This is a genomic window from Myroides odoratus, from assembly GCF_001549985.1.
GTDB lineage: Bacteria > Bacteroidota > Bacteroidia > Flavobacteriales > Flavobacteriaceae > Flavobacterium > Flavobacterium odoratum_A.
The window spans coordinates 22,057-46,118 of sequence record NZ_LROZ01000021.1 but is presented as its reverse complement, the minus strand read 5'-3'; the positions used below and the strand labels follow the sequence as shown (position 1 = coordinate 46,118).

General features: G+C 37.0%; 20 protein-coding genes. 9 read left to right on the top strand and 11 right to left on the bottom strand.

Going from position 1 to position 24,062, the window contains the following annotated elements; genetic code table 11:
* The first annotated feature begins 45 nt into the window (after positions 1–45).
* From AWV75_RS16230 to lpdA, 4 genes are all read left to right on the top strand, one after another.
* A complete protein-coding gene (locus AWV75_RS16230) occupies positions 46–921 on the top strand; it encodes a DMT family transporter (protein ID WP_060875361.1) in 876 nt (291 codons plus the stop codon).
* Between the two features lie 172 nt (positions 922–1,093).
* Positions 1,094–1,687 carry a TetR/AcrR family transcriptional regulator gene (locus tag AWV75_RS16225; protein WP_060875360.1) on the top strand — a complete coding sequence of 198 codons (594 nt, stop codon included), beginning with the start codon at positions 1,094–1,096 and terminating at the stop codon, positions 1,685–1,687.
* Between the two features lie 94 nt (positions 1,688–1,781).
* The gene (locus tag AWV75_RS16220) at positions 1,782–2,948 is read left to right on the top strand and encodes a thiolase family protein (RefSeq protein WP_060875359.1); all 1,167 of its coding nucleotides are present in this window, start codon (positions 1,782–1,784) and stop codon (positions 2,946–2,948) included.
* A gap of 15 nt (positions 2,949–2,963) precedes the next feature.
* Positions 2,964–4,367 (top strand): dihydrolipoyl dehydrogenase, encoded by a 1,404-nt coding sequence (gene lpdA / locus AWV75_RS16215; protein WP_060875358.1) that lies wholly within the window; start codon positions 2,964–2,966, stop codon positions 4,365–4,367.
* A gap of 115 nt (positions 4,368–4,482) precedes the next feature.
* Here the strand turns inward: lpdA and AWV75_RS16210 are convergent, their stop codons facing one another.
* The gene (locus AWV75_RS16210; protein WP_060875357.1) at positions 4,483–5,586 is read right to left on the bottom strand and encodes a hypothetical protein; all 1,104 of its coding nucleotides are present in this window, start codon (positions 5,584–5,586) and stop codon (positions 4,483–4,485) included.
* A 244-nt stretch (positions 5,587–5,830) separates the two neighbouring features.
* Between AWV75_RS16210 and AWV75_RS16205 the strand changes: the two genes are divergently transcribed.
* Positions 5,831–6,502 (top strand): endonuclease III domain-containing protein, encoded by a 672-nt coding sequence (locus tag AWV75_RS16205; protein ID WP_060875356.1) that lies wholly within the window; start codon positions 5,831–5,833, stop codon positions 6,500–6,502.
* Positions 6,503–6,517: 15 nt separating this feature from the next.
* On the opposite strand, the gene AWV75_RS18910 is transcribed toward AWV75_RS16205, so the two are convergent.
* Together AWV75_RS18910 and AWV75_RS16200 are read right to left on the bottom strand one after the other, a co-directional pair.
* A complete protein-coding gene (locus tag AWV75_RS18910) occupies positions 6,518–6,673 on the bottom strand; it encodes a hypothetical protein (RefSeq protein ID WP_197429596.1) in 156 nt (51 codons plus the stop codon).
* A 49-nt stretch (positions 6,674–6,722) separates the two neighbouring features.
* Positions 6,723–7,307 carry a sigma-70 family RNA polymerase sigma factor gene (locus tag AWV75_RS16200; protein WP_060875355.1) on the bottom strand — a complete coding sequence of 195 codons (585 nt, stop codon included), beginning with the start codon at positions 7,305–7,307 and terminating at the stop codon, positions 6,723–6,725.
* Between the two features lie 222 nt (positions 7,308–7,529).
* Here AWV75_RS16200 and uvrA point away from each other — a divergent pair, with 222 nt between their 5' ends.
* The gene (gene uvrA / locus AWV75_RS16195; RefSeq protein ID WP_060875354.1) at positions 7,530–10,340 is read left to right on the top strand and encodes an excinuclease ABC subunit UvrA; all 2,811 of its coding nucleotides are present in this window, start codon (positions 7,530–7,532) and stop codon (positions 10,338–10,340) included.
* Between the two features lie 83 nt (positions 10,341–10,423).
* On the opposite strand, the gene AWV75_RS16190 is transcribed toward uvrA, so the two are convergent.
* The 4 genes from AWV75_RS16190 to AWV75_RS16175 form a co-directional block, all read right to left on the bottom strand.
* Complete coding sequence (locus tag AWV75_RS16190; protein ID WP_060875377.1) at positions 10,424–11,728, bottom strand: glycosyltransferase family 4 protein; 1,305 nt, start codon at positions 11,726–11,728, stop codon at positions 10,424–10,426.
* Positions 11,729–11,753: 25 nt separating this feature from the next.
* Positions 11,754–14,183, bottom strand: coding sequence for a YfhO family protein (locus tag AWV75_RS16185; RefSeq protein WP_060875353.1), 2,430 nt, complete (start codon positions 14,181–14,183; stop codon positions 11,754–11,756).
* Positions 14,184–14,396: 213 nt separating this feature from the next.
* A complete protein-coding gene (locus AWV75_RS16180; protein ID WP_060875352.1) occupies positions 14,397–14,690 on the bottom strand; it encodes a DUF4834 family protein in 294 nt (97 codons plus the stop codon).
* 78 nt (positions 14,691–14,768) lie between these two features.
* Positions 14,769–15,143 (bottom strand): rhodanese-like domain-containing protein, encoded by a 375-nt coding sequence (locus tag AWV75_RS16175; RefSeq protein WP_060875351.1) that lies wholly within the window; start codon positions 15,141–15,143, stop codon positions 14,769–14,771.
* A gap of 91 nt (positions 15,144–15,234) precedes the next feature.
* Between AWV75_RS16175 and hemN the strand changes: the two genes are divergently transcribed.
* The 3 genes from hemN to AWV75_RS16160 all read left to right on the top strand — a co-directional run bounded on the left by hemN (position 15,235) and on the right by AWV75_RS16160 (position 17,481).
* Entirely contained in the window at positions 15,235–16,596 is a 1,362-nt protein-coding gene (hemN, locus tag AWV75_RS16170; protein WP_060875350.1) for an oxygen-independent coproporphyrinogen III oxidase, read from the top strand.
* 8 nt (positions 16,597–16,604) lie between these two features.
* Positions 16,605–16,805: a hypothetical protein gene (locus AWV75_RS16165; protein ID WP_002985014.1), complete on the top strand. Its 201-nt coding sequence runs from the start codon at positions 16,605–16,607 to the stop codon at positions 16,803–16,805.
* 271 nt (positions 16,806–17,076) lie between these two features.
* The gene (locus AWV75_RS16160) at positions 17,077–17,481 is read left to right on the top strand and encodes a DUF5367 domain-containing protein (protein WP_231738182.1); all 405 of its coding nucleotides are present in this window, start codon (positions 17,077–17,079) and stop codon (positions 17,479–17,481) included.
* Positions 17,482–17,557: 76 nt separating this feature from the next.
* On the opposite strand, the gene AWV75_RS16155 is transcribed toward AWV75_RS16160, so the two are convergent.
* From AWV75_RS16155 to AWV75_RS16140, 4 genes are all read right to left on the bottom strand, one after another.
* The gene (locus AWV75_RS16155) at positions 17,558–18,484 is read right to left on the bottom strand and encodes a phospholipase A (protein WP_231738181.1); all 927 of its coding nucleotides are present in this window, start codon (positions 18,482–18,484) and stop codon (positions 17,558–17,560) included.
* A 63-nt stretch (positions 18,485–18,547) separates the two neighbouring features.
* A complete protein-coding gene (locus tag AWV75_RS16150) occupies positions 18,548–21,193 on the bottom strand; it encodes a DNA gyrase/topoisomerase IV subunit A (protein ID WP_060875347.1) in 2,646 nt (881 codons plus the stop codon).
* A gap of 3 nt (positions 21,194–21,196) precedes the next feature.
* On the bottom strand, positions 21,197–23,050 hold the full coding sequence (locus AWV75_RS16145) for a DNA topoisomerase IV subunit B (RefSeq protein WP_060875346.1): 1,854 nt from the start codon (positions 23,048–23,050) through the stop codon (positions 21,197–21,199).
* Positions 23,051–23,136: 86 nt separating this feature from the next.
* The gene (locus AWV75_RS16140; protein ID WP_060875345.1) at positions 23,137–24,060 is read right to left on the bottom strand and encodes a YihY/virulence factor BrkB family protein; all 924 of its coding nucleotides are present in this window, start codon (positions 24,058–24,060) and stop codon (positions 23,137–23,139) included.
* Between the last annotated feature and the right edge of the window lie 2 nt (positions 24,061–24,062).

The window sequence follows — 24,062 nt, the reverse complement described above, 5'->3', positions numbered from 1 at the left end:
GTTTGTCTATAAAAACCATTTACTTTTGAAAAAAATAACAAACTAATGAAAACAACAGTAACTGCCACTACTTCGAATGGATGGATGAACGGATTAATTGGCGTACTTTTATTTAGTGGATCCATGCCTGCAACAAAGGTTGCTGTATTGAGTTTAGATCCCATTTTTGTAACCCTTGTACGCGCATTAATCGCCGCTATACTTGCCGCGCTTTTCTTGTTCTATACCAAAGCAACTTGGCCAAGCAAGCAAGAATCACAATCCCTTTTATTGGTATCTGCAGGTGCTGTTATCGGATTTCCTCTTTTATCTTCTTTGGCTTTACAACATATGACCGCAGCTAGGTCTTTAGTTTTTGTAGGAACCCTGCCTTTGAGCACCGCTATTTTTGCGGTATTACGAGGAAAAGAACGCCCTAAACCTTTATTCTGGCTTTTTGCTTTTTTAGGTAGTACACTCGTAGTAGGATTTGCTTATCTGCAACATGCGACAAGTTCCTTGACTGGGGATCTATTGATGCTCGCTGCTATTGTGTTATGTGGTTTAGCTTATGCAGAAGGAGCAGTACTGACAAAAACTATGGGAGGAAGCCAAGTGATTTCTTGGGCGATTATTTTTGCTTTACCCGTTTTAGTCCCTACTTTTTTCTTCTTTATTCCAGCTTCTCTTGAAACGATACAAATGGATACCTGGGTAAGTCTCCTTTATCTAGGGACAATGAGCATGTTTACGGGCTTCATTTTTTGGTATAGAGGACTCGCACAAGGAGGAATTGCAACAGTAGGACAACTGCAATTATTACAGCCCTTTTTCGGGTTAGCTTTAGCTGCCTTTTTCTTAAAAGAATATATCTCAATTGGCATGATTGGCGTTACGTTAGGGGTAGTTTTATGTGTTGCTGCAAGTAAGAAGTTTGCGTGAGACACAGTGGGGTGAATTTGTAAGATTGATCGATTAAAGAGGTACACCAAGGCGAATACCATTCACACAATCCTCATTTCTTTACCTTCCATCTTGTAAAAACTTTGCATTTTTTTAATATACCGATTGGTATTTTTATTATACCTTTGGTGTTCGAATACAGTACAACATCATGAGTAAAGCCGAAAAAACCAAACAATTTATTATTGAAAAAACAGCCCCTTTATTTAACACCAAAGGGTATGCTGCTACTTCGTTGTCAGATATCACAGCAATAACAGGCTTAACGAAAGGAAGTATTTACGGCAATTTCAGCAATAAAGATGAAGTTATTATCGAAGCATTTAAATACAATGTTTCTCTTTTGCGAAAGAAAATTGGCGGTGCCTTAAACCAAGGAGACAACCCCAAAGAAGCTTTATTAAGCTTTGTTGCTTTTTACCGCAACCATTGGGAATACTTAGTTCAAACGGGAGGATGTGTTTTACTCAATGCTGCTACAGAAGCGGATGATCACCTTTTCTTTTTAAAAGAAAGTGTTCAGCACAATTTTAAAGCTTGGGAAGATCGCTTGGTTGAGGTAATTAAAGCAGGACAAGCACAAGGGTATTTTAAGCCTGAAATCGCAGCAGATGACCTAGCTGCTTTGATGATTATGCTAATAGAAGGAGGCGTTCTACTTTCCCGTACTTTGGCCACCAAAAGATATTTGGATGTAGCCTTAGATCAAATTGAACGCATGATTACAGACGAAATGTCCTCTTAATCCCTGAAATCATTGGGTCATCAAACACAATGATTTTTTTTAAAACAAAAATATACCAATCGGTATATAATCATAACTAGAAAAATTAAAAAAGATGAAAGATGTATTTATTGTAGCCGCTAAGCGCACCCCCACAGGAGGATTCTTAGGAAGTTTAGAGGCTTTTACTGCTACAGAACTAGGGAGTTTAGTCGCACAAGAAATCAGAAAAGAATTAGACTTACCCGCTACGGCTATTGATTCCCTTTATATTGGCAATGGATTAAGCGCGGGTCTTGGACAAGCCCCTGCTAGACAGGTGGGTATTCTTTCGGGCTTATCTCCTGATACGGAAGCAACAACCATCAATAAAGTGTGTTCTTCCGGATTGAAAGCTGTATCACTAGCTGCCCAACAAATTCAATTGGGTCAAGAACACCTTGTTTTAGCTGGTGGTATAGAAAGCATGAGTAACGTTCCTTTTTATTCTTCCCATCGCCAAGCTCATAAACTGGGCCATATTCAAACGACGGATGGGCTTTTAAGCGATGGATTAACAGATGCTTATGCCCACTGCCACATGGGAAATGCAGCCGAAATTGGCATCCGTCACTTTGCTTTTACTCGAGAAGAACTCGATCAATATGCACTAGATTCCTACCAAAAAGCACAAAAGGCAACGGAAGACGGAAAGTTTACAGCAGAAATTATTCCTATTGCCTTACCAAAGCAGAAGAGCATCCTAAACACGGATGAGGATATTTATAAAATCATCGCTGAAAAACTACCGCAATTGCGTCCTGTTTTTGAAGAAGGTGGTGCTTTAACAGCCGCAAATTCAAGTAATTTAAATGACGGAGCCGCCCTACTGCTACTTGCTTCAGCAGAAGCTTTACAAACACATGGGCTCCAGCCTCTGGCTCGTATTGTTTCTTACGCGGATGCTGCCCAAGACCCGCTTTGGTTTACTACAGCTCCTGCTTTAGCAATTCCCAAAGCCTTAGAAAGAGCCAATTTATCCCTAGAGGCGATTGATCTCTTTGAGATAAACGAAGCCTATGCTTCCGTTCCTTTATCTATGGCCAAACTCTTGAATATTCCACTCAACCGCATCAATATACATGGTGGTGCAGTTGCGTTAGGACATCCTATTGGAGCATCTGGTGCTCGTATTTTAGTTACCTTAACGCATGCGCTCCAACAAGAGAACAAACAATATGGTTTGGCGGCAATTTGCAACGGTGGCGGTGGCGCAACTGCTTTAATTATTGAGAAATTATAATCAAATACAACAAAAATGGAAAAATTTGATCTTGTCGTTATTGGCTCAGGACCTGGTGGCTATGTAGCAGCTATACGAGCCTCCCAATTGGGATATAAAACAGCTATTGTAGAAAAATATGAAGGATTGGGTGGAACTTGTACGAATGTAGGTTGCATCCCAACTAAGGCCTTATTGGATAGTACCCATCACTTTGCAGATGCACAACATAAATTCAAATCACATGGAATTGACATTCAAGACATTAAACTGAATTTCCATCAGATGTTTCAGCGCAAAGATGAAGTAATTCTGAAAAATACGCAAGGCTTGGACTTTTTAATGCAAAAGAACAAGATTACTCGATTACTGGGTACAGCGAGCTTTCAGAACAATACCGCTATTACCGTAACTTCTCCAAAAGGAGAGCGTATACAGGTGGAAGCTGATCGATTCATTATTGCAACAGGTTCTAAACCAGCTAGCTTACCTGGTATCACACTCGATAAAAAACGCATCATTAGCTCAACAGAAGCGCTATCCTTACCCCAAAAGCCGAACAGTATGATCATTGTTGGTGGTGGCGTAATTGGTGTAGAAATGGCTTCTATTTATCACCGTATGGGAACTCAGGTTACGATACTAGAATATGCAAGCAACCTAATCTCGACAATGGATACGGAGCTTGGAAAAACTTTACACAAAATACTCAAGAAAGAAGGTATAACCGTCCACCTTGAACAATCAGTCTACCAAGTAGAGAATCTAGGAGAACAAGCCCTTGTTAAATTCAAAAATAAGCAAGGGGAAGATTTTGAACTCCAAGCAGATTATGTATTAATGGCTGTTGGAAGACGTCCCTATACGGAAGGGCTAGGCTTAGAACATACCGCTGTTACATTGAATGCGCGTGGTTTTATTGAAACCAACGAAAAACTGCAAACGAATGCGCCAAACATTTATGCAATTGGAGATGTCATTGGTGGTGCTATGCTCGCACATAAAGCGGAGGAAGAAGCTGTATATGTTGTGGAAACCATCAACGGACAAAAACCACATATTCACTATAACCGCATTCCCAACGTCGTCTATACCTGGCCTGAAGTTGCTGCTGTAGGTGCGACAGAACAAGAGTTAACACAGCAAAATATCCCGTATAAAGTAGGTAAATTTCCATTTTCAGCCAATGCTCGCGCTCGCGCTTCAATGGATACAGATGGTTTTGCTAAAGTATTGGTTGATCCAAAATACGGAGAGGTTTTAGGCGTGCACATCATTGGAGCTCGTGCTGCAGATTTGATTGCACAAGCCGTAATTGCCTTAGAATATGAGGTAACCGCTCAGGATATGTTCTCCATTTCTTATGCTCATCCTACCTTTGCTGAAGTTTTAAAGGATGCCTATCGAATGGCCTATGGACATCCTGCCATCAACATTTAATTCATCTGGTATATCAACTAAAAAAGAGCTCTTTGAATCAACAAAAGAGCTCTTTTTACTAAAAAATAATATTCCCCTTAAACTACTATCTTTTTATTTTTTTCTACTAGTGCGATTACTGTAATCCATTTAAAATCTGAATAACTTCTTCCGTAGTCCCCGTTTTTAAATCTTCCAATTTAATTTCCACCATTTGATTTTTACTCACCTTAATATCCTTGATTGCATATACAACCTTATTGGTATCTGGATCCACTGAAATAAAGAATACATAGCCTTCTAATCCAACTGGAACCCACCCATAATGCTCGGTAAATACATCGCCTAGCTCTGGGTGATTCAAAAACACATCCAAGTGAGCTAATCCTTGTTCATTCTTTACACCTAAATAAACAGCCGCATTTTCGTAATTGTATCCTTGTGGAACTTTGACAAAAAATTGCGTTTGTTCTCCTTCATAATCAGCATATTTATCAATATTAGACCATCCTATTTCGGCGGGTAATTCATTCCATCCATTTAAAAACAACACATAGTTTTCGTTGTCCTCATCGCTACCTAAAAATCCCAGTTCTGTTTGGATTGGAATTTCCGTAAAAGTCAAATCATCCTTAGCATCTAAATTTCCTTGCCATAGAACCATATCTTCTTGGAAACCCTTGGTATTTTTAGTAGGAACCTCCATATTAATTCCATAATTGGTGACTTGTTTTCCCTTTAGCTTGATGTCAAAATAAAATTCTCCACCTGTAATGATAAATGCGCGATATCCTACTGTAGACAAACGGCCATAGGCGTCTTTCTCTACCTCAAAATACCCATTTTCATCACGATCGGTTGGATATACCCCCATCGTTGGACGGTTCGCTAGAGCCATAGTTCCCTTATCATATAGTTCAATAAACGTACATTCAATTGCATCGCCTGCTTCTCCCCAATGTTCTGGGGTTGCCAAAGCCGTAACCTGCACCTTTACGCCTTGTTTACTGATAAAACTAAAAGAGCCATCTTCCCCAAGGGTCGTTGTAATCTTTTGTTTGAGTCCGTCGAGTATTTCTTTTCTAAAATTAGTAAAATCTGTAGCGGCTGGTACTTTTATCTCTACAGGAGGTAAAATAGGAGGCGGATTTGATTTGTTGTCATCACTACTACAAGACATTACTCCTAACCCTCCCAACAGCAAAAGAATAGCGATTGAGCCTTGAATCTTTCTTTTCATACTTTTAGTTTTAATTTTAATCAAAAGTATTAAATAATATGCAATAAAATAAAAAATAACTATACCATAAAGCACTATAAAAACAACATAATCATTTAGTCAACATTAAAATATGTTAAAACAAAAATAATAATTCATCCATAAAATAATTCTTTAGCATCGATGTGTTCTTGAGCCTAGGAGCTCTTCCTTTTTTTAGCGATATTTGTACAACAGATTTGTTTTTCATTACTGAACATTTATTATGACAAAAACGGAAAAAATAAACTTTGTTTTAGAAACCTTAGATGCCTTGTATCCTGAAATTCCGGTTCCTTTAGACCATAAGGATGCCTATACTTTACTGATAGCGGTGTTGTTATCTGCTCAATGTACGGATGAACGCGTGAATAAAATTACCCCTATCCTATTTGCTAAGGCGGATAATCCGTATGATATGGTTAAAATGACGGTAGAGGAAATTCAGGAGATTATTCGTCCTTGTGGCTTGTCTCCAATGAAAAGTAAAGGTATTTACGGACTGTCTAAAATTCTAATTGAAGAACACAACGGCGAGGTACCAGCAGATATGGAGGCCTTAGAGCGTTTACCTGCAGTGGGACATAAAACGGCCTCTGTGGTGATGGCTCAAGCCTTTGATATTCCAGCTTTTCCCGTTGACACCCACATTCACCGTTTGCTTTATCGCTGGGGATTTTCAAATGGAAAAAGTGTCCAACAAACGGAAAAAGACGCCAAGCGCTTATTTCCTAAAGAGCATTGGAATAAACTGCACCTTCAGTTGGTATGGTATGGACGTCAATATTCTCCCGCACGAGCTTGGAAATTGGAATTGGATGTAATTACGAGTGTAATCGGTCGTAAAACCGTACTCAACGAATACTATAAAAAACAAGAAAAAAAAGCATCGAAATAAATTCGATGCTTTTTTTTAGTTCGCTTTTGAAGTCGTTAAATTGGGCTCCATAAAATCGCTCAGTGCTAAATGAGACCAAAACTTAGAATACGTCAATAATTTCTCAATTATTTCAGTCTTGGGTAACTTAGCTTCTTTCGCTTTTAAAAGGGATTTGTAATTTTTTTCCATATAAAATCTGTTAGCTTCCACTTTTAAAAACGCACGAACTGAGATTTTATTATAGACTTAGTGAAATTTGTTTCTTTTCCATCAATCTTCTCAAATTGATAATGGCATAACGCATTCTTCCTAAGGCTGTATTAATACTAACATCCGTTACTTCAGCAATTTCTTTGAAGCTCAAATCCTGATATAAACGCATGCGAATTACTTCTTGTTGATCTTCAGGTAATTCCAAAATCAACTGTTGTAAATCTTCTGTGATTTGGTTGCTGATTAATGTCTCTTCTATGGTTTCACTATCATCTTTTAAAAAAGTAAAAAATGGCGTTTGTGCAGTATCATTGTGAATGACCACACGCTTTTCTCTGCGGTAGTGATCCATAATCAAGTTGTGCGCAATACGCATGACCCAAGAAATAAACTTTCCTTCTTCGTTGTACTTTCCTGTCTTGAGGGTATTAATCACCTTGATAAAGGTATCTTGAAAAATATCATTGGTCAATTCAACATCGTCTAACTTACTGAAAATAAATCCAAAAATTTTAGCTTGATGTCTTTTGATTAAAATTTCAAGCGCCTGTTCATTGCCTCCTACATAATGATGCACTAAAGTTGCATCTGGTAATTGAATTAATTCCATAACAAAATTCTTTTATAGCTGTTTTATTCATTTCTAAAAAAGTATTTCTGTTATATAGGCACTTGTATTTATCGATTAAGTGTTACAAATATATATAAAATATTTTGTTAAAAACAATAGTTTAAAAAAAATGTTAAACGCCTGACCTATTCTTTACTACCAAAAGCATTTCATAAACAAAGATAAAAGCGTATTTTTGTGTTTCAAATACACGAATCTCCTATGTCTAAAATAGATTTTTCTAAACTAGATCCTAAACACAATATTATAATTAAAGGAGCACATCTACATAATTTAAAGCATATAGATGTTGTCATCCCGAGAAATCAGATGGTGGTTATCACAGGGCTTTCTGGCTCTGGTAAATCATCTTTGGCCTTTGATACACTTTATGCAGAAGGGCAACGCCGCTATGTAGAGAGTTTATCTTCTTATGCGCGTCAGTTTTTAGGCCGTATTGATAAGCCAAAGGTGGAATACATCAAAGGGATTGCTCCTGCTATTGCCATTGAGCAGAAGGTCAATACAACCAATGCACGATCAACCGTAGGAACTTCTACAGAAATCTACGATTATATTAAATTATTATTCGCGCGAATTGGACGCACCTACTCTCCTATTTCAGGGCAAGAGGTGAAAAAAGACACCGTAACGGATGTGATCCAGCTGATTCAATCACTGCCTTTAGAGAGTAAATGGCTCTTGTTAGCCCCTTTACTGTTTGAAGAAGGTCGTACCTTAGCAGAGCACTTGGCTGTTTTATTAAAACAGGGATATGCCCGTTTATTGGTGAAAGGAGAAACGGTTCGATTAGACGAATTTTTACAACTAGAAGAAGACTTAATCAATCAATTTGCAATTGCAGATGTATTGCTCATTGTGGATCGTATTGTAGTTAAAGATACAGATGAGTTTTTCAATCGCTTGGGAGATGCTATTGAAACTGCCTTTTTTGAAGGAAAAGGCACGTGTTATGTCCGTGCTTTAGAAAGTACTACTCAACATGAATTTAGCAATCGCTTTGAACTTGATGGATTGACCTTTTTAGAGCCCAATATTCATTTATTCAGCTTTAACAACCCATATGGAGCTTGCCCAACCTGCGATGGCTACGGTAATGTCATTGGTATTGATGAAGAACTCGTATTCCCTAATACAGGATTATCCGTCTATGAGAATGCAGTATTTCCTTGGCGAGGAGAATCCATGGGATGGTATCGCGATCAATTGGTACAACACGCCTATAAATTCGACTTCCCTATTCACCGTCCCATCTTTCAGCTTACTGCGGAAGAAATGGCCTTGTTGTGGGAAGGGAATGAATACTTCACTGGTTTACATACTTTTTTTGAGGAACTCGAAGAGAAAAATTATAAAATTCAAAATCGCGTCTTGCTATCAAGATACAGAGGAAAAACAAAATGTCCGACTTGTAAGGGAAAACGCTTGAGAATAGAGGCTAATTACGTCAAAATTGGGGGTAAAACCGTTTCTGACTTAGTGGATATGCCAATTGAAAAATTGTTGGGGTTCTTTAAGGACTTACAATTAAATGAATATGAGCAACAAGTAGCGAAACGCCTGTTAATCGAAATCAATAACCGTTTAGGTTTTCTATTGAATGTGGGATTGGCTTACTTAACATTGAATCGAAATTCATCTACGCTATCGGGGGGAGAATCTCAACGTATTAATTTAGCCACTTCTTTAGGAAGTAGCTTAGTAGGTTCCATGTATATTCTCGATGAGCCAAGTATTGGATTACATCCTAAAGATGGAGAGAAATTAATTCATGTCTTGAAACAACTTCAAGCCTTAGGGAATACGGTTATTATTGTTGAACACGACGAAGAAATCATGCAAGCAGCAGATCAAATTATCGATATTGGACCTGAAGCAGGTACTTTTGGTGGAGAATTAGTCGCACAAGGAACACTGGCGGAAATCTTGAAATCAGATTCCTTAACGGCTCAATACCTCAATGGAACAATGGCGATTGAAGTACCTAAAAAACGAAGAAGTTACAAGCATTATATTGATATTATTGGGGCAAGAGAACACAATTTAAAAAATATTGACGTTCGCTTCCCATTGGATTGTTTAACTGTGATTACAGGGGTATCTGGAAGTGGAAAAAGTACATTAGTCAAGCGTATTCTATTTCCTGCTTTACAGAAAAAACTAACGGGTCTAAGTGATAAACCTGGGCAATTTACTGCTTTAGAAGGTAAATTTGATCACATCAAACAAATTGAATACGTGGATCAAAATCCAATTGGACGAAGTTCACGCTCTAATCCAGTAACCTATATCAAAGCATACGACGAAATTCGTGATTTATACGCCAAACAAAACACCTCTAAATTAAGAGGTTACCAACCGAAACACTTCTCTTTTAACGTCGATGGCGGTAGATGTGAGGTATGTAAAGGGGAAGGAAATGTAACGGTAGAAATGCAATTTATGGCAGACGTTCATTTGGAATGTGAAGCTTGTCATGGAAAACGCTTTAAAAAAGAAGTACTTGAGGTAAACTTTGAAGGAAAGAACATTGACGATATCTTATGTATGACGATTGATGATGCTTTAGCCTTTTTCAAGCAGTATAACCAAACTAAAATTGCTACGCGTTTACAGCCATTACAAGATGTAGGATTAGGCTATGTCCAATTGGGACAATCGTCTTCTACCCTTTCAGGTGGTGAGGCACAACGTATTAAATTAGCCTCTTTCTTACTTGCAGGATCAACAAGAGAAAAAGTGCTCTTTGTCTTTGATGAACCGACAACGGGATTGCATTTTCACGATATTAAAAAATTATTGACTGCCTTTAATGCATTGATTGATAAAGGCCACTCCATTCTCGTTATCGAACACAATTTAGACCTAATCAAATGCGCAGATTACGTCGTTGATATCGGTCCTGAAGGCGGTGAAAATGGCGGTCAGCTGATTGCTTTTGGAACACCAGAAGAAATTGTTCAATGTGCTGCATCTAGTACAGGACAGTATTTAAAGAAAAAATTAGAATAAGAAAAAGGAGCCGATTGGCTCCTTTTTCTTTTCTTATTTTAATTTCAAGTAATTGATAAAAATAACGCATTACCCATAATCCATCACGCATCCCCCTTCTCCAACACACTCACCAAGCGTTCCGTCAAGCGTTTACGACCAAAATACTGTAAACCCATAGCGTGTACTTGTAATTGCTTATTCTGATATTGTTCAAAATACTGCATTAAAATTTCGCTTATTTTATCTTTCTCACTGTATAATGCATTTCGCCCAACATTGGTTTGTTGAATAATCTCAAAGAAATCAGATTCTTCGGGTCCAATTGCAAGAATCGGACGTTCTGCTGCCATATATTCAAACAGCTTACCAGGAATAATTGCTCTTGTATCATCTGAATCAATTTCAACAAGTAATAACACCTGAGAAGCACGCATTTGTCTCAACGCTTCTTGGTTTTCAACATACCCCCTATTATCGGTGCATTCCAATAGTTTAAACTCTTCTAAAGTATGCAGGATATCCTCACTTACTTTTCCTATGAGCTTCAGTTCAAACGCTTCTTTGAATGCTTGATTTTCTCTTCGTAACTCACTGATTGCTTTCCACAATACTCTTGGATTGCGATTTGAAAGAAAAGAACCAATATGCGCCAAGGTAAATTTTTCATCTAACGGAATCTTCCCTAAATGCGCAACATCATATCCATTGGTAATAATCGCAATGGGTTTATCTGTTTTGGTTTCAAACTCTTTACGCGTCGTTTTACTCGTTACAATGAGCTGATCAGCTGTATTCAACACTTCGCGTTCTAGGGCAAGATGCTTTTCTTTTGCTTGATCTGATAGTTTAAGCTCCTTATGATAACCTATTGTTGTCCAAGGATCTCTAAAATCGGCAAACCATTTGATGTTCATTTTTTTCTTCAGCGCCAATCCAATCAAGTGCACACTATGTGGAGGTCCTGTTGTAATGATTGTGTCAATATCCGGATGCTGTTTCAAGTAGTCTTGTAGGTAAGCTACGGAAGGTTTAACCCAACCAATACGCGCATCTGGAATAAACATATTTCCTCTAATCCACAACAGTAATTTATCCCATTTGGATTGATTGCGCACTTGCGGAATCATACCCGAACTCATCGTTTGTGCTCGTTGTCCCGCTAATTTCTTTGCTAGTCCATAAGGTTCCTTAATTTTATGTCGAAGAATCGTAATCGAAGGATCTACTTCTTGTTCTAGCTGTGTATCAATCAGTGGATAATTAGCTCCATCTGGCACATACACAATGGGTTCTATATTAAAATCAGGGAGATACTTGACAAACTTTAGCCAACGTTGTACCCCTGGGCCACCTGCTGGAGGCCAATAATAACAGATAATTAATACTTTCTTCTTTTCTTTTTTCATGTCCATTTTATCTCCTACATTCTATTTATTCTTCTTTTCTTTTTTTTCTCATTGACCAACCTATTGCACCAGCAGAAGCTAGTAAAATCAACACAGCACTAGCCAAGGCAATTCGACTTCCCGTTTTGACTACCTGAGGTTCAAACGTAAATTCAATAGTATGTGACCCTTGAGGTAATTCAATTGCACGCAATACATAATCTACTGCCAAAATAGGCACTTCCTGTCCATCTACTTTGGCTATCCATCCCTGTGGATAATAAACCTCTGAAAACACAGCTAAACCGTCATTTGTATTTTTTGCTTCATACACGAGCTGATTCGCTTGATAAGACACTAGTTTAATAGAAGCTAACGAATCAACGGTATACGTATCATTTACTGCTTGTGTAAACACATTTGTATTCAGTACTGCTGTTGTTTTTGTATTGAGGTCACTCAAAGCTTTCATCTCTTGATCTGCAGAAGTTACTTTTTGAACCGCTGAAACAAACCAAGCATTTCCATTTGCTTCGTTGTTCAACATAGCTACACTACGTCCTTCTTCATCCGCTTGAATCACATATTTAACGTTCATCATATTAAATACAGGCATCGGATTTTTACTCATTTGGTAATCTGCTAATTGCTGAATTCTTCTTGGTTTAGCAGCATGATATCCTCCCAACGAATGATGGAAATAAGACGCTTTCGCACTATTTAACCCTCCTTGAGCATCAAATACTCTAAAATGAGTTGGGTCATTTAAAATTTGTTTATCTGCTTGTGTAATATCAAAAGGTTCTTGCATTTTTCTCGCCGCTACAAATGATTCATCATTCACGTATTTGCGATCAACCATTACTAAATCTCCCACTAACAAACATCCAATGATCACCAAAGCATACATTTCTTTTATTTTGTCTTTTGCAAACAAAAATAGAATGGCAGCTGTAGCTAAAATCAACAAGAATGAACGAATCAAATCGCTCGTATACATTGCTTTTCGCTCTTCAATCAAGGCGCGAATGAATCCAGGACCTACTTCTCCATAAGCCATGCGATAATAATCGTCATTTGAACCAACAAAAGAAAGTGTTCCTTTAATGGCAAACAAGAAGACCAAGATTCCACCTGCAATGAAACCCGATTTCTTCAGTGCATCCATTTGCTGTTTTTGATCTAGCTTAAAGAAGCTATAAAGTCCTAATACAGCCATTGCAGGAATACACATTTCCAAGATAACCTGAATAGAAGATACAGCTCTAAACTTATTGTACATCGGTACAAAATCGATGAATAGGTTTGTAACAACCGCAAAATTTTTACCCCAAGATAGGATTAATGCCATAAACGCTCCAACAAAGAAGATGTACTTTAATTTGCGTTTTTCTGTAAACATCCCCAAGACAAATAAGAAGAATACAACAGCTCCAATATAAGCTGGTGCAGCAACAATAGGCTGATCTCCCCAGTATGTTGGTGCTTGTTTACTCATCTCTTGTGCTTGTTGTGGATTAGCTCCAATCGAAGTAAAATAACGGTATACCGCATTGTCTTTTTCGAGTGTTTCATTGTTTGCTCCCCCAGTTAATCGAGGTGCAATAAGGTTTAAACTCTCAAAAACACCATAACTATATTCTGTAATATAATCATAGCTCATTGCGTTTGAAGACGTTTTAGGAGAACCATCGGGCTCATACGTCAACTCACTTGAACTACGGGTGCTAAACTTCGTATATTCTGCAGTTGCCATAATATTGGTTGCATTCGCTCCAATACTCAATATCCCTGCTCCTACAAGAATGGCATAAGCGGTACCTAAGCCTTTCCAATCTTTGGCTTTGCTATATTCATAGGTATAAGCGATTGCAACTACAACAAGAAACAACAGCAAATAGTAAGTCATTTGAAAGTGATTGGCACTAATTTCGAGGGCTGCGGCAAGGACCGTTAAGATCCCTCCAGCAACATATTTTTTTCTAAATACGAGTAGCACCCCTGCAACTACCATGGGCATATAAGCAATAGCATGGGCTTTAGCATTGTGCCCCACTCCTAAAATAATAATTAAGTAAGTAGAAAATCCAAAAGCTAAAGATCCTATAAACGCTTTTAATGGACGAACTCCTAAGGCCATCATTAAGGCGTAAAATCCGATGAAGTAAAGAAATAAATAATCGGCAGGACGCGGTAAAAATCGAATCGCTGTATCTAAATGCTTAACGAAGTTATAGGGATACTTGGCTCCCAACTGATAGGTTGGCATTCCACCAAATGCGCTATTGGTCCAATAAGGCTCTTCATTAAATTCGGCTCTAAAATTATTTTGCTCTTTAGCCATCCCAGTATACTGTACAATATCAGACTGATAAATGACTTTATTTTGCAATACTGGAGAAAAATAGAGTAAAGCTACTACGATAAAACCCACCAACACCAAGAGATGTGGTACATACTTTTTTACTGCATTCATGCTATAAAATTACTTTGCGAGATTTGAATTCTGTTCAATTAGCTAAAGTAAGTAATTTTAGGATTAGATGAGTAGTTTTGTGTTTTGCTTTTTCGCTTTTTTGTCGGGGTTCTTCTATCAATGTGTGTAAATATTATCTATGTTCTATTCCTATTCTAAAAAACACCCATTGATAAACAGCATAAAAAAAGCTCCTTCTATAGGAGCTTTATATTATTTTTTTTCAATCTCTTCAAAATCAATGTACTCGCCAACGACTTTAGTCGAACGTGGAAATTTGTCTTTTCCTTCTGACGATTGATTAGTAAAATTAGGTTCTTGTTGAGTTGATCTATTATTTTGTTGATAAAAATCTTGCTGTTGCTGTTGAAAATTTCGTTCTACTTTTTTTGCCATTTTATAGACAAAAAGTGGAAATAAATAACGCATCGCAAATTTAAAAGCATAATAAATCACTACAATGATGACTAAGGTTCTTAAAAAACTTCCAAATGATGCTATATCCATACTTTACCTTTTTTTCAAAAATAACAATTTTTTCAATCATCTACTGCCCTCAATTCTTAAATAATTGATAAATTAAATCTAGTCTTTTTCAGCCTTCCACGCTTTATAACCGCCAGCTAATTCAACTACATCAAATCCCGCTTCTTGCATTTTTTCGGCTGCAGCTGCACTTCGCTTTCCCGATTGACAAAAAATATAAACGGGTTGTTTCTTATCTAGCTGCTCCAGCTTTTTTAAAAAGCTTTCATCTAAAAAATCAATATTGATGGCATTCAAAATTGTTCCTTCTTTGTATTCTTTTGGTGTACGCACATCAATTAGCTGTACTTTTTTATTTGCGATTTGCGATTCAAAGGCAACGGGATTGACCAACGCTTTCGCTTTAACTTCTTGAGCACTAACCTTAAAAAATGAAAACATTAGTAAGATAGCTGTTAAAATTATATTCTTCATCCTATTTTTAATCTAAATTTTTTTAATCAAGTGACAAATATCAGTATTCTTCTTTTTGATTCCTGTTACATTTGTTACAAATATACGAAAAATGGCTACCCCTTTGATACAAAAATACAATGTACCTGGACCTCGTTACACGAGTTATCCTACTGTACCCTATTGGGATGAAACAAGTTTTTCCCGTGATAAATGGCTGAAAAGCGTAAAGGAAACCTTTGATCAAACAAATGAAAAAGAAGGTATTAGTCTATACATACACTTGCCCTATTGTGAGAGCTTATGTACGTTTTGTGGTTGTCATAAACACATCACCAAACGCCATGAAGTTGAGATTCCCTATATTCAAGCCTTACTAAAGGAATGGGAACTGTATTGTAACGTATTGGTAGACAAACCGATAATCAAGGAAATCCACCTAGGAGGAGGAACCCCTACTTTTTTTGATCCTAAGCATTTACAAACCTTAATTGAAGGCATCGTATCTCGTGGAATCAAAGCAGAGGGATATGAATTTAGTTTCGAAGGACACCCTAATAATACCACAAGAGAACATTTACAAACTTTATATAACCTCGGTTTTCGAAGAGTTAGCTTTGGCGTACAAGATTATAATCGCGAGATACAGAAGGCCATAAATCGTAATCAAACGTTTCACGATGTCGCTAAAGTAACTCTTTGGGCCAAGGAAATGGGATATACTTCTATCTCCCATGATATTATTTTTGGCTTGCCCTTTCAACAGATTGAGCACGTAATTGATACGATTGAGAAAACAAAATCACTTTCTCCTGATCGTTTGGCTTTTTACAGCTATGCCCATGTGCCTTGGATCAAAGGAAATGGACAACGTGGGTTCAAAGATGAGGATGTTCCAAAAGATGAAGAAAAAAGAAAGTTATACGAAATTGGAAAAAACCTTTTAGAAGAAAAAGGCTATATTGAAATTGGTATGGATCATTTCGCTTTGAAAACAGATTCTTTATACAAAGCAATGAATACCAATAGCATTCATCGAAACTTCATGGGGTATACTTCTTCTAAAACAGATTTGATGATTGGCTTAGGCGTTTCTTCCATTAGCGATAGTTGGACGGCTTTCGCTCAAAATGAAAAAAACATAGAAGCGTACTACACCGCTTTAGCTAATAATGAAATTCCAGTAGTCAAAGGTCACATTTTAAATGAAGAAGATTTGATAATTAGAAAACATATCCTACATTTAATGTGTAATTTACAAACGGATTTAACTAGCGATTTGCATTTGATTGATTTTACCCCCATGTTGGAGGAATTAAAAGAAATGGAAAATGATCAGCTCATTACAATTAAAAACAATGTAATTACCATCAACAAATTAGGACGTGCCTTTGTACGCAACATTTGTATGGCGTTGGATTTGCGCTTACAACGCAATAAACCAGAACGCGCTTTATTTTCTATGACTATTTAAGCTATACTATGAATAAAAAAATTGAAAAAATAACCACCTATCTTGTTTTATTACTGCTGGTATATGGTATTTATCAGTTGGATATCGACCAATTATGGTCTATACAAGTCAATTGGTTTTCCTTCCTAGCTTTTTTGGTTTTCTTCTGCTATTTGATATTTTCACTGAAGAAAGCGGCAAAACAACAAGATTTAGAAAAAGGAAAGTAAGTAATGTAGGTAGCTCTTTGTCGTTATGACAAAGGACCTACTACTAAAATAATAAGACGACGATAAAATAGGCTTTTATCGTCGTTTTTTTTATTTCTAACCTTATTCGAATGGATTTATTCCTGTTTTTTTTCTTACTTTCGTTCTGTAAAATTGAGATAAACATGTCCCCCAACTAGGCCAAAAAAGAGACTCTCTTGACACAAGAAAGGAAGAGAAAAACAAAAGTTACAGTTGGTAATTCATGTTGTATCACACCAAAAAAGCAAACATGAACAAAGCAACACCCTCGTTTATCTTTCCCGTTCTTCTTATTGGATTTTTAGTTTGGCTTCTAGCCACATTAGCCTTTCGTCTAGCTGGACAGTTTTTCTTTCTCACAGAATCACCTATAATTTTATCAATCTTGTATGTAGTTGTCATTCCTTCCATGGTTTTTCTTACTTTGTTTACCTTTAAGAAATTCCATTTATCAGGATTTGAGAAAACAGCAGCGGGAATTCTTTTAGTACTACCAGGAATGCTTATCGATACATTTGCTATTCAGTTTTTCGAGGCAATCTTTCCCAATATGCCAGCAACGCGAGCTGCTTCTTTTGGTTCTTGGTTGATGTGGGCTTATTCTATCGTATTAGTAACCGCTATTATTAGTGGAGTACGTCCAAAACAAGGGTAAATACTTATAATTTAACATTAAATACATACAAAAAAGGAGAGCGATATCGCTCTCCTTTTATTTTTATAGCTGTATTTTAATACCATTCTACTAGTGAAATTCCGATACCAATGGTGGTTTGATTCCAATTGTAATCAATCATGGATTCCCCATACCCATTATTCATCACGAAAAATGCTTTGAGGTTATTTTTGATGGGATAGGTATAAGTAAATTCATGAAATCCTTTATAGTGTGAATTCAAACGCATATTGTTTCGCATCATAAAAGTAAAGACTTGTCCATTTCTTTGGTAAGCAACCGTTACTTCTCCTTTACCTGCATATTCTGTGATACTTGCATTATCGTCACTTTTGTTCTTTTCTTTCAATCGCATCCAAGGTTTAACCATGAATGTCCAATCATTATATTCCATACCCAAATGGAAAATTAAACGATTCCAACTTCGAGAACTCGGTTGACTTTTCCCATTGGATTGATGATTAAAAGCTACTCCTGCCATCTTGAATTTAAGATTTGACAAAGCCAGATCCAGTGGATAGTTAAAAATAACCTCTGGTTCGTAATTAAGCTCTCTAAAAGGTCGAGATACTTTTTCATTATACGCTTGCCAGTTTGCGGTTTGCGTAAATGCCAACCAGATATCCCCTTTACCAAACAAAAGTCCTTCTGTCACTTTTGTTTTAAAACTCAATTGAAAACGTATTTCAATCTGGTTGTAATCGATGGCATCTGGTTGTCCCATATGCTCACTAAAGCTAAAAGGCTGATCATTGGGTTTACTACTCCAACGCGCAGGAAGTAAATACACCGGTTTATAAGGAGCAATCGTAAACGTTTTACTCCTTGCTGTAGGAGCTAAATCCCATCGCTCAGTTAACGAGTGTGATTCTGGGACACCAAATAGATTATCACGAACAGATTCTTGTTCCTGTCCATAAGCACTTCCTATTGTGGCTAACGCCATAAACCCACTTATTATCTTAGCTGCATTTCTAATCATCTCCTACTCTATTTCTTTTTCTATCTTATTTTAATACCCTGTCACATGCAAGTCTTTCTCTTGTTAAAACAAGCTACTTTGTCCATCTTCGTCTATCGTAATATCTGGTAAATTTTCCAGATCATAGGTAATGGTTTCCTCCTCTTCCACTACTTCTTCATAGGGTAAAGACTCTAAATGATCGATTTGTTTTACCTTGTCTGCCGTTAATTGATTACCTAAAGCTTTAATTCCCTTAATCGTTATAAATTGCTCTAAATCAAGAACTAAATTTTCTTTCTGCACCCCTTTAACCTTAGAAAAAACAACTTCTACTACAGGGCGATAATCTGTAGAAATCAACTCTAATTTGGAGTTCTCATGCTCGGAAATAAAGACATCTTCTCTATTTTCATTTTCCACTACAAATCGCTTCACATAGTATCTTGCTTTTTCACCATCATAATAAATAGCAGAAATTGGTTTTGCAGGTTTCCATTTTTCCAATACAATCATATCTTCCTCAAAATGCGTGGTCAATTCAGGAACAACTGTTTTAACCCTTCCGCTTTGGGTGATAATGAGCAAGCGATCTTCTGGTTTGAATTCGCCTAATAAATCTCCTCTTCCTTCAACATTCAACCTTCTTACCGTATCATCGTACCAAATTTTGCGCGGACGCAAAGTAGAAATTCCTTTTTCTTTGAGTTCGATTTTCTTGATGGCGTATTTCGTTACCAAGTTTCCTTTCGCGATACGTCCTTTAATTAAAAGATCCGCGAAATCAACATCAAATTTTAATTTCTTCACATTACTCAATTGGCGCAACAAAATAGTGACAACTTCTGCTTCTCCATTTGGATTAGCTGAGAAATACAAGATTTGTGAACCTGCATTTCCTTGCGTTAAGTCGTACACTTTATCACGAGTAATACTCATTACATTGAAACGTTTGATATACGTTGGCCCTGATTTTCCATCACGGTAAATCAAGTTATAAATGGTGCGTTTATCATTTTTGGCAAATACGTCAATGTGAATGATGTCTTTACCAACAAAACGCTTCTCTTCCACTTTTGAGATAACCATTGACCCATCACGTAAAAAGACAATGATATCATCAATATCAGAACAATCGCAAACATATTCATCTTTGCGCAATGAAGTTCCAAAGAAACCTTCCTGTCTGTTGACGTATAATTTTGTATTTCTCAAAACCACTTTCGTTGCTTCGATAGTATCAAAACTTCTCAATTCTGTTTTGCGCTCCCTTCCTTTACCATACTTCTCTTTCAAGTTTGTAAAGTACTTGATAGCGAAATCAATCAAGTGCTCTAAATTGTATTTCACTTGTTCAATTTCTCCTTCTAGGGATTCAATTTGTTGATTAGCCTTATCAATATCAAAACGAGAAATGCGCTTGATTCGAATTTCGGTCAATCGGATAATATCCTCTTGTGTTACTGCTCTTTTCAGGTGAATAACAAATGGTTTTAGCCCTTCATCAATAGAGGAAAGTACCCCTTCCCATGTTTCTTCTTCCTCAATTGCGCGATAAATTCTATTTTCAATAAAAATGCGCTCTAACGATAAGAAGTGCCATCTTTCTTCTAACTCCCCTAATTCGATTTCCAGCTCTTGCTTCAATAAATCAACCGTTTGATGTGTTGATCGTTTTAGCATTTCTGAAACCCCAATAAACAGTGGTTTGTTGTCTTGAATGATACAAGCTAATGGTGCGATTGATGTTTCACAACCTGTAAAGGCATATAAAGCATCAATTGTTTTATCTGGAGACGTTCCAGGAGGCAGGTGAATTAAGATTTCCACATTTGCCGCTGTATTGTCTTCAATTTTTCTAATTTTTAATTTCCCTTTTTCATTGGCTTTCAATATACTATCAATCAAGGAAGTCGTAGTTGTTGAAAAAGGAATCTGTGTAATAACTAAGGTATTCTTATCTAACTGGGAGATACGAGCACGTACTCGTACACGTCCTCCACGCAATCCATCATTATAGACAGAAACATCGGCGATTCCCTCCGTTGGAAAATCAGGGTATAACGTAAACGATTTCCCCTTTAAAATTTTAACCGAAGCATCAATAAGTTCAATGAAGTTATGAGGCAATACTTTGGTCGATAAACCTACGGCAATTCCTTCTGCTCCTTGCGCCAACAGCAAAGGAAACTTCACTGGTAAATTCACAGGTTCATTACGACGGCCATCATAAGACAACTGCCATTCTGTAATTTTAGGAGAATACAATACCTCTAAGGCAAACTTACTCAAACGCGCTTCAATATAACGCGAAGCTGCTGCCCCATCTCCTGTTAGGATATTTCCCCAGTTCCCTTGCATATCAATAAGCAATTCCTTTTGCCCTAACTGCACCATTGCATCCCCAATACTCGCATCCCCGTGTGGGTGATACTGCATCGTATGCCCTACCACATTGGCTACTTTATTGTATCGTCCATCATCCAATTCTTTCATGGAATGCATGATACGACGTTGCACTGGCTTAAAACCATCCTCAATAGCGGGTACCGCACGTTCTAAAATTACATAAGAAGCATAATCCAAGAACCACTCCTTGTACATGCCTGTAACCTTAGTAATCGTTTCTTTTTCCTCTTCTTCTTGTAATTGCGTATGATCTTCTACAAACTCCCCGTTTTCTAGGTTATTTGGTTGGATATCTTCATTCAAATTATCTTCCGTACTCATAGTCTATTCTTCTACAACATCAAGTTCAACTTTCAAATTATCAATAATAAACTCTTGTCTATCTGGGGTATTTTTACCCATATAAAATTCTAACATTTTTTCAATAGACATCGATTTATCAAGCATAACAGGATCTAAGCGTATACTCTCACCTATGAAGTGTTGAAACTCATCCGGGGAGATCTCTCCTAATCCTTTGAATCGAGTGATCTCTGGTTTAGGTTTTAGCTTTTCAATAGCTGCTACGCGCTCTTCTTCACTGTAACAATAAATCGTTTCTTTTCTATTTCTCACACGGAATAAAGGGGTTTGCAAAATATACAAATGACCTTCTTTGATTAATTCAGGGAAGAATTGCAAAAAGAATGTGATTAACAGCAAGCGAATATGCATACCATCGACATCGGCATCCGTTGCGATTACGATGTTGTTGTAGCGTAAGCTTTCAAAGTCTTCTTCAATATCTAATGCTGCTTGAAGCAAGTTGAACTCCTCATTCTCGTATACAATTTTTTTAGTCATTCCATATGAGTTTAGTGGCTTACCACGTAAACTAAATACGGCTTGGGTATTCACGTCTCTCGACTTGGTAATTGATCCAGAAGCCGAATCCCCCTCTGTAATAAAAAGTGTACTTTCTAAATATCTTGGATTTTTGATATCCGTAAAATGAGTACGACAATCGCGTAATTTTCGGTTGTGTAAACTCGCTTTCTTTGCACGTTCTTTGGCTATTTTACGAATACCTGACAATTCCTTACGTTCTCGTTCTGCTTGCAAGATTTTGCGCAATAATGTATCGGCAATTTCAGGGTTCTTGTGTAAAAAGTTATCTAGTTGTGTTTTGACAAAATCATTAACAAACGTTCGTACTGTTGGCAAATCAGGCCCCATATCAGTTGAACCTAATTTTGTTTTGGTTTGCGATTCAAAAACAGGTTCTTCTACCTTCACGGAAATAGCAGCCACGATGGACTTTCGAATATCTGAGGCTTCGAAATTTTTATTGTAGAACTCTTTTAGCGTACGAACCACAGCTTCTCTGAAGGCACCTAAATGCGTTCCTCCTTGGGTTGTGTTTTGTCCATTAACAAAAGAATAATACTCTTCGGAATATTGTGTTTTACTATGGGTAATTGCTACTTCAATATCATCACCTGTTAAGTGAATGATTGGATATACTTGATCTTCTTGATCGATATTTTCGTTCAAAAGATCCATTAATCCATTTTCTGAATAAAATTTTTCTCCATTGAAGATAATGGTTAATCCTTTATTCAGGTAGCAATAATTTTTGAGCATACGCTCAATATATTCTTTGCGGTACTTGTAGTTTTTAAAGATTTTCTCATCCGCAATGAAAGACACTTTGGTTCCTTTGCGTTTGGTAGTTTCCGTTAATTCCTCCTCGTTCACCAAATCACCTGCTGAGAATTCAGCTGCTTTTTGTTGATTATCACGAACAGAAACAACGCGAAAATAAGTAGATAAAGCATTTACTGCTTTTGTACCTACCCCATTCAGACCAACAGATTTTTTAAACGCTTTTGAGTCGTATTTTCCTCCTGTGTTCATTTTCGATACTACATCGATCACCTTTCCTAATGGAATACCACGTCCAAAGTCACGAACCGTAACCATTTTATCTTTTAACGTAACTTCAATAGTTTTTCCTGTGCCCATTACAAACTCATCAATACTATTGTCAATTACCTCCTTAATCAGGATATAAATCCCGTCATCTGGAGACGATCCATCACCAAGCTTACCGATATACATACCCGGACGCATACGGATATGTTCCTTCCAATCTAAAGAACGAATATTGTCTTCAGTATACTGATTTTGATTTTGCATATAATTTGTTGGAATTTGTGCTAAAATACTACTATTTAAACTAAAATAAAAATGATAAAAATTTGTAATTATCGTTTTTTTGCTACCTAAACTTTCTGTTCTTCAACTGTTTTGACAGCATTTTTATCAATTTCTAAAGAAAATTGCCCTGGTCTGATTCGCTCACCGAATAACAATGCATAGTTTTTGGTAAATTCTGCCCCAAAATACAAAATCATCGCGGAATAATAAACCCACATGAGCATCACTATAATTGACCCCGCTGCACCATATAAGGACGAAGTAGCCGTTGTTCCTAAATAAATTCCGATTCCCCATTTCCCGATCATAAATAACACGGCTGTAAAAGCTGCTCCTACAAAAGCATCTTTTAAACGGATAATACCGTTAGGTAAGGTTTTAAAAATAAGGGCAAATAAAAAGGTAATAAGAACAAAGACAATGACATTATTCAACACTTTCACCAAGTAAATCGTTGATTCTGCAAAAAACTCAGCCAAGTAGTCGTATAAAATACTAGCGAGGGAATTGATAAGCAAACTCACAAGCAACAAAAAGCCCACAGAGGCAATCATAGCAAAGGAAAGCAAGCGATTTTTAATCATTCGAATGACGCTTTTTTCTGGTTTTGCAACAAATCCCCAAATGTAATTAATGGAACTTTGTATTTCTGCAAATACCCCAGAAGCACTAAAAAGCAACATGGCTATCCCAATTATAGTAGGCAAAACACCTGATCGATTCAGGGTAACATTGTTCATGGCATTCTCTACTTCTCTTGCCGTATTTGGTCCTACCAAATCAGACACTTGTTGGTAAAAAAATGCAGAGACATCTTTTTCTTCTATAAAAAAACCTGAGGCTGAAATAATTAGAATAATTAAGGGTGGTAGGGCAAAAATGGTATAGTACGATAAGGCTGCACTAAACTTAGTTGCTCGATCATCTAAAAAATGCATCACGGAATCCTTCAATAAAGTTCCTATTTTCTTAAAGGGTATCTGTATCATAA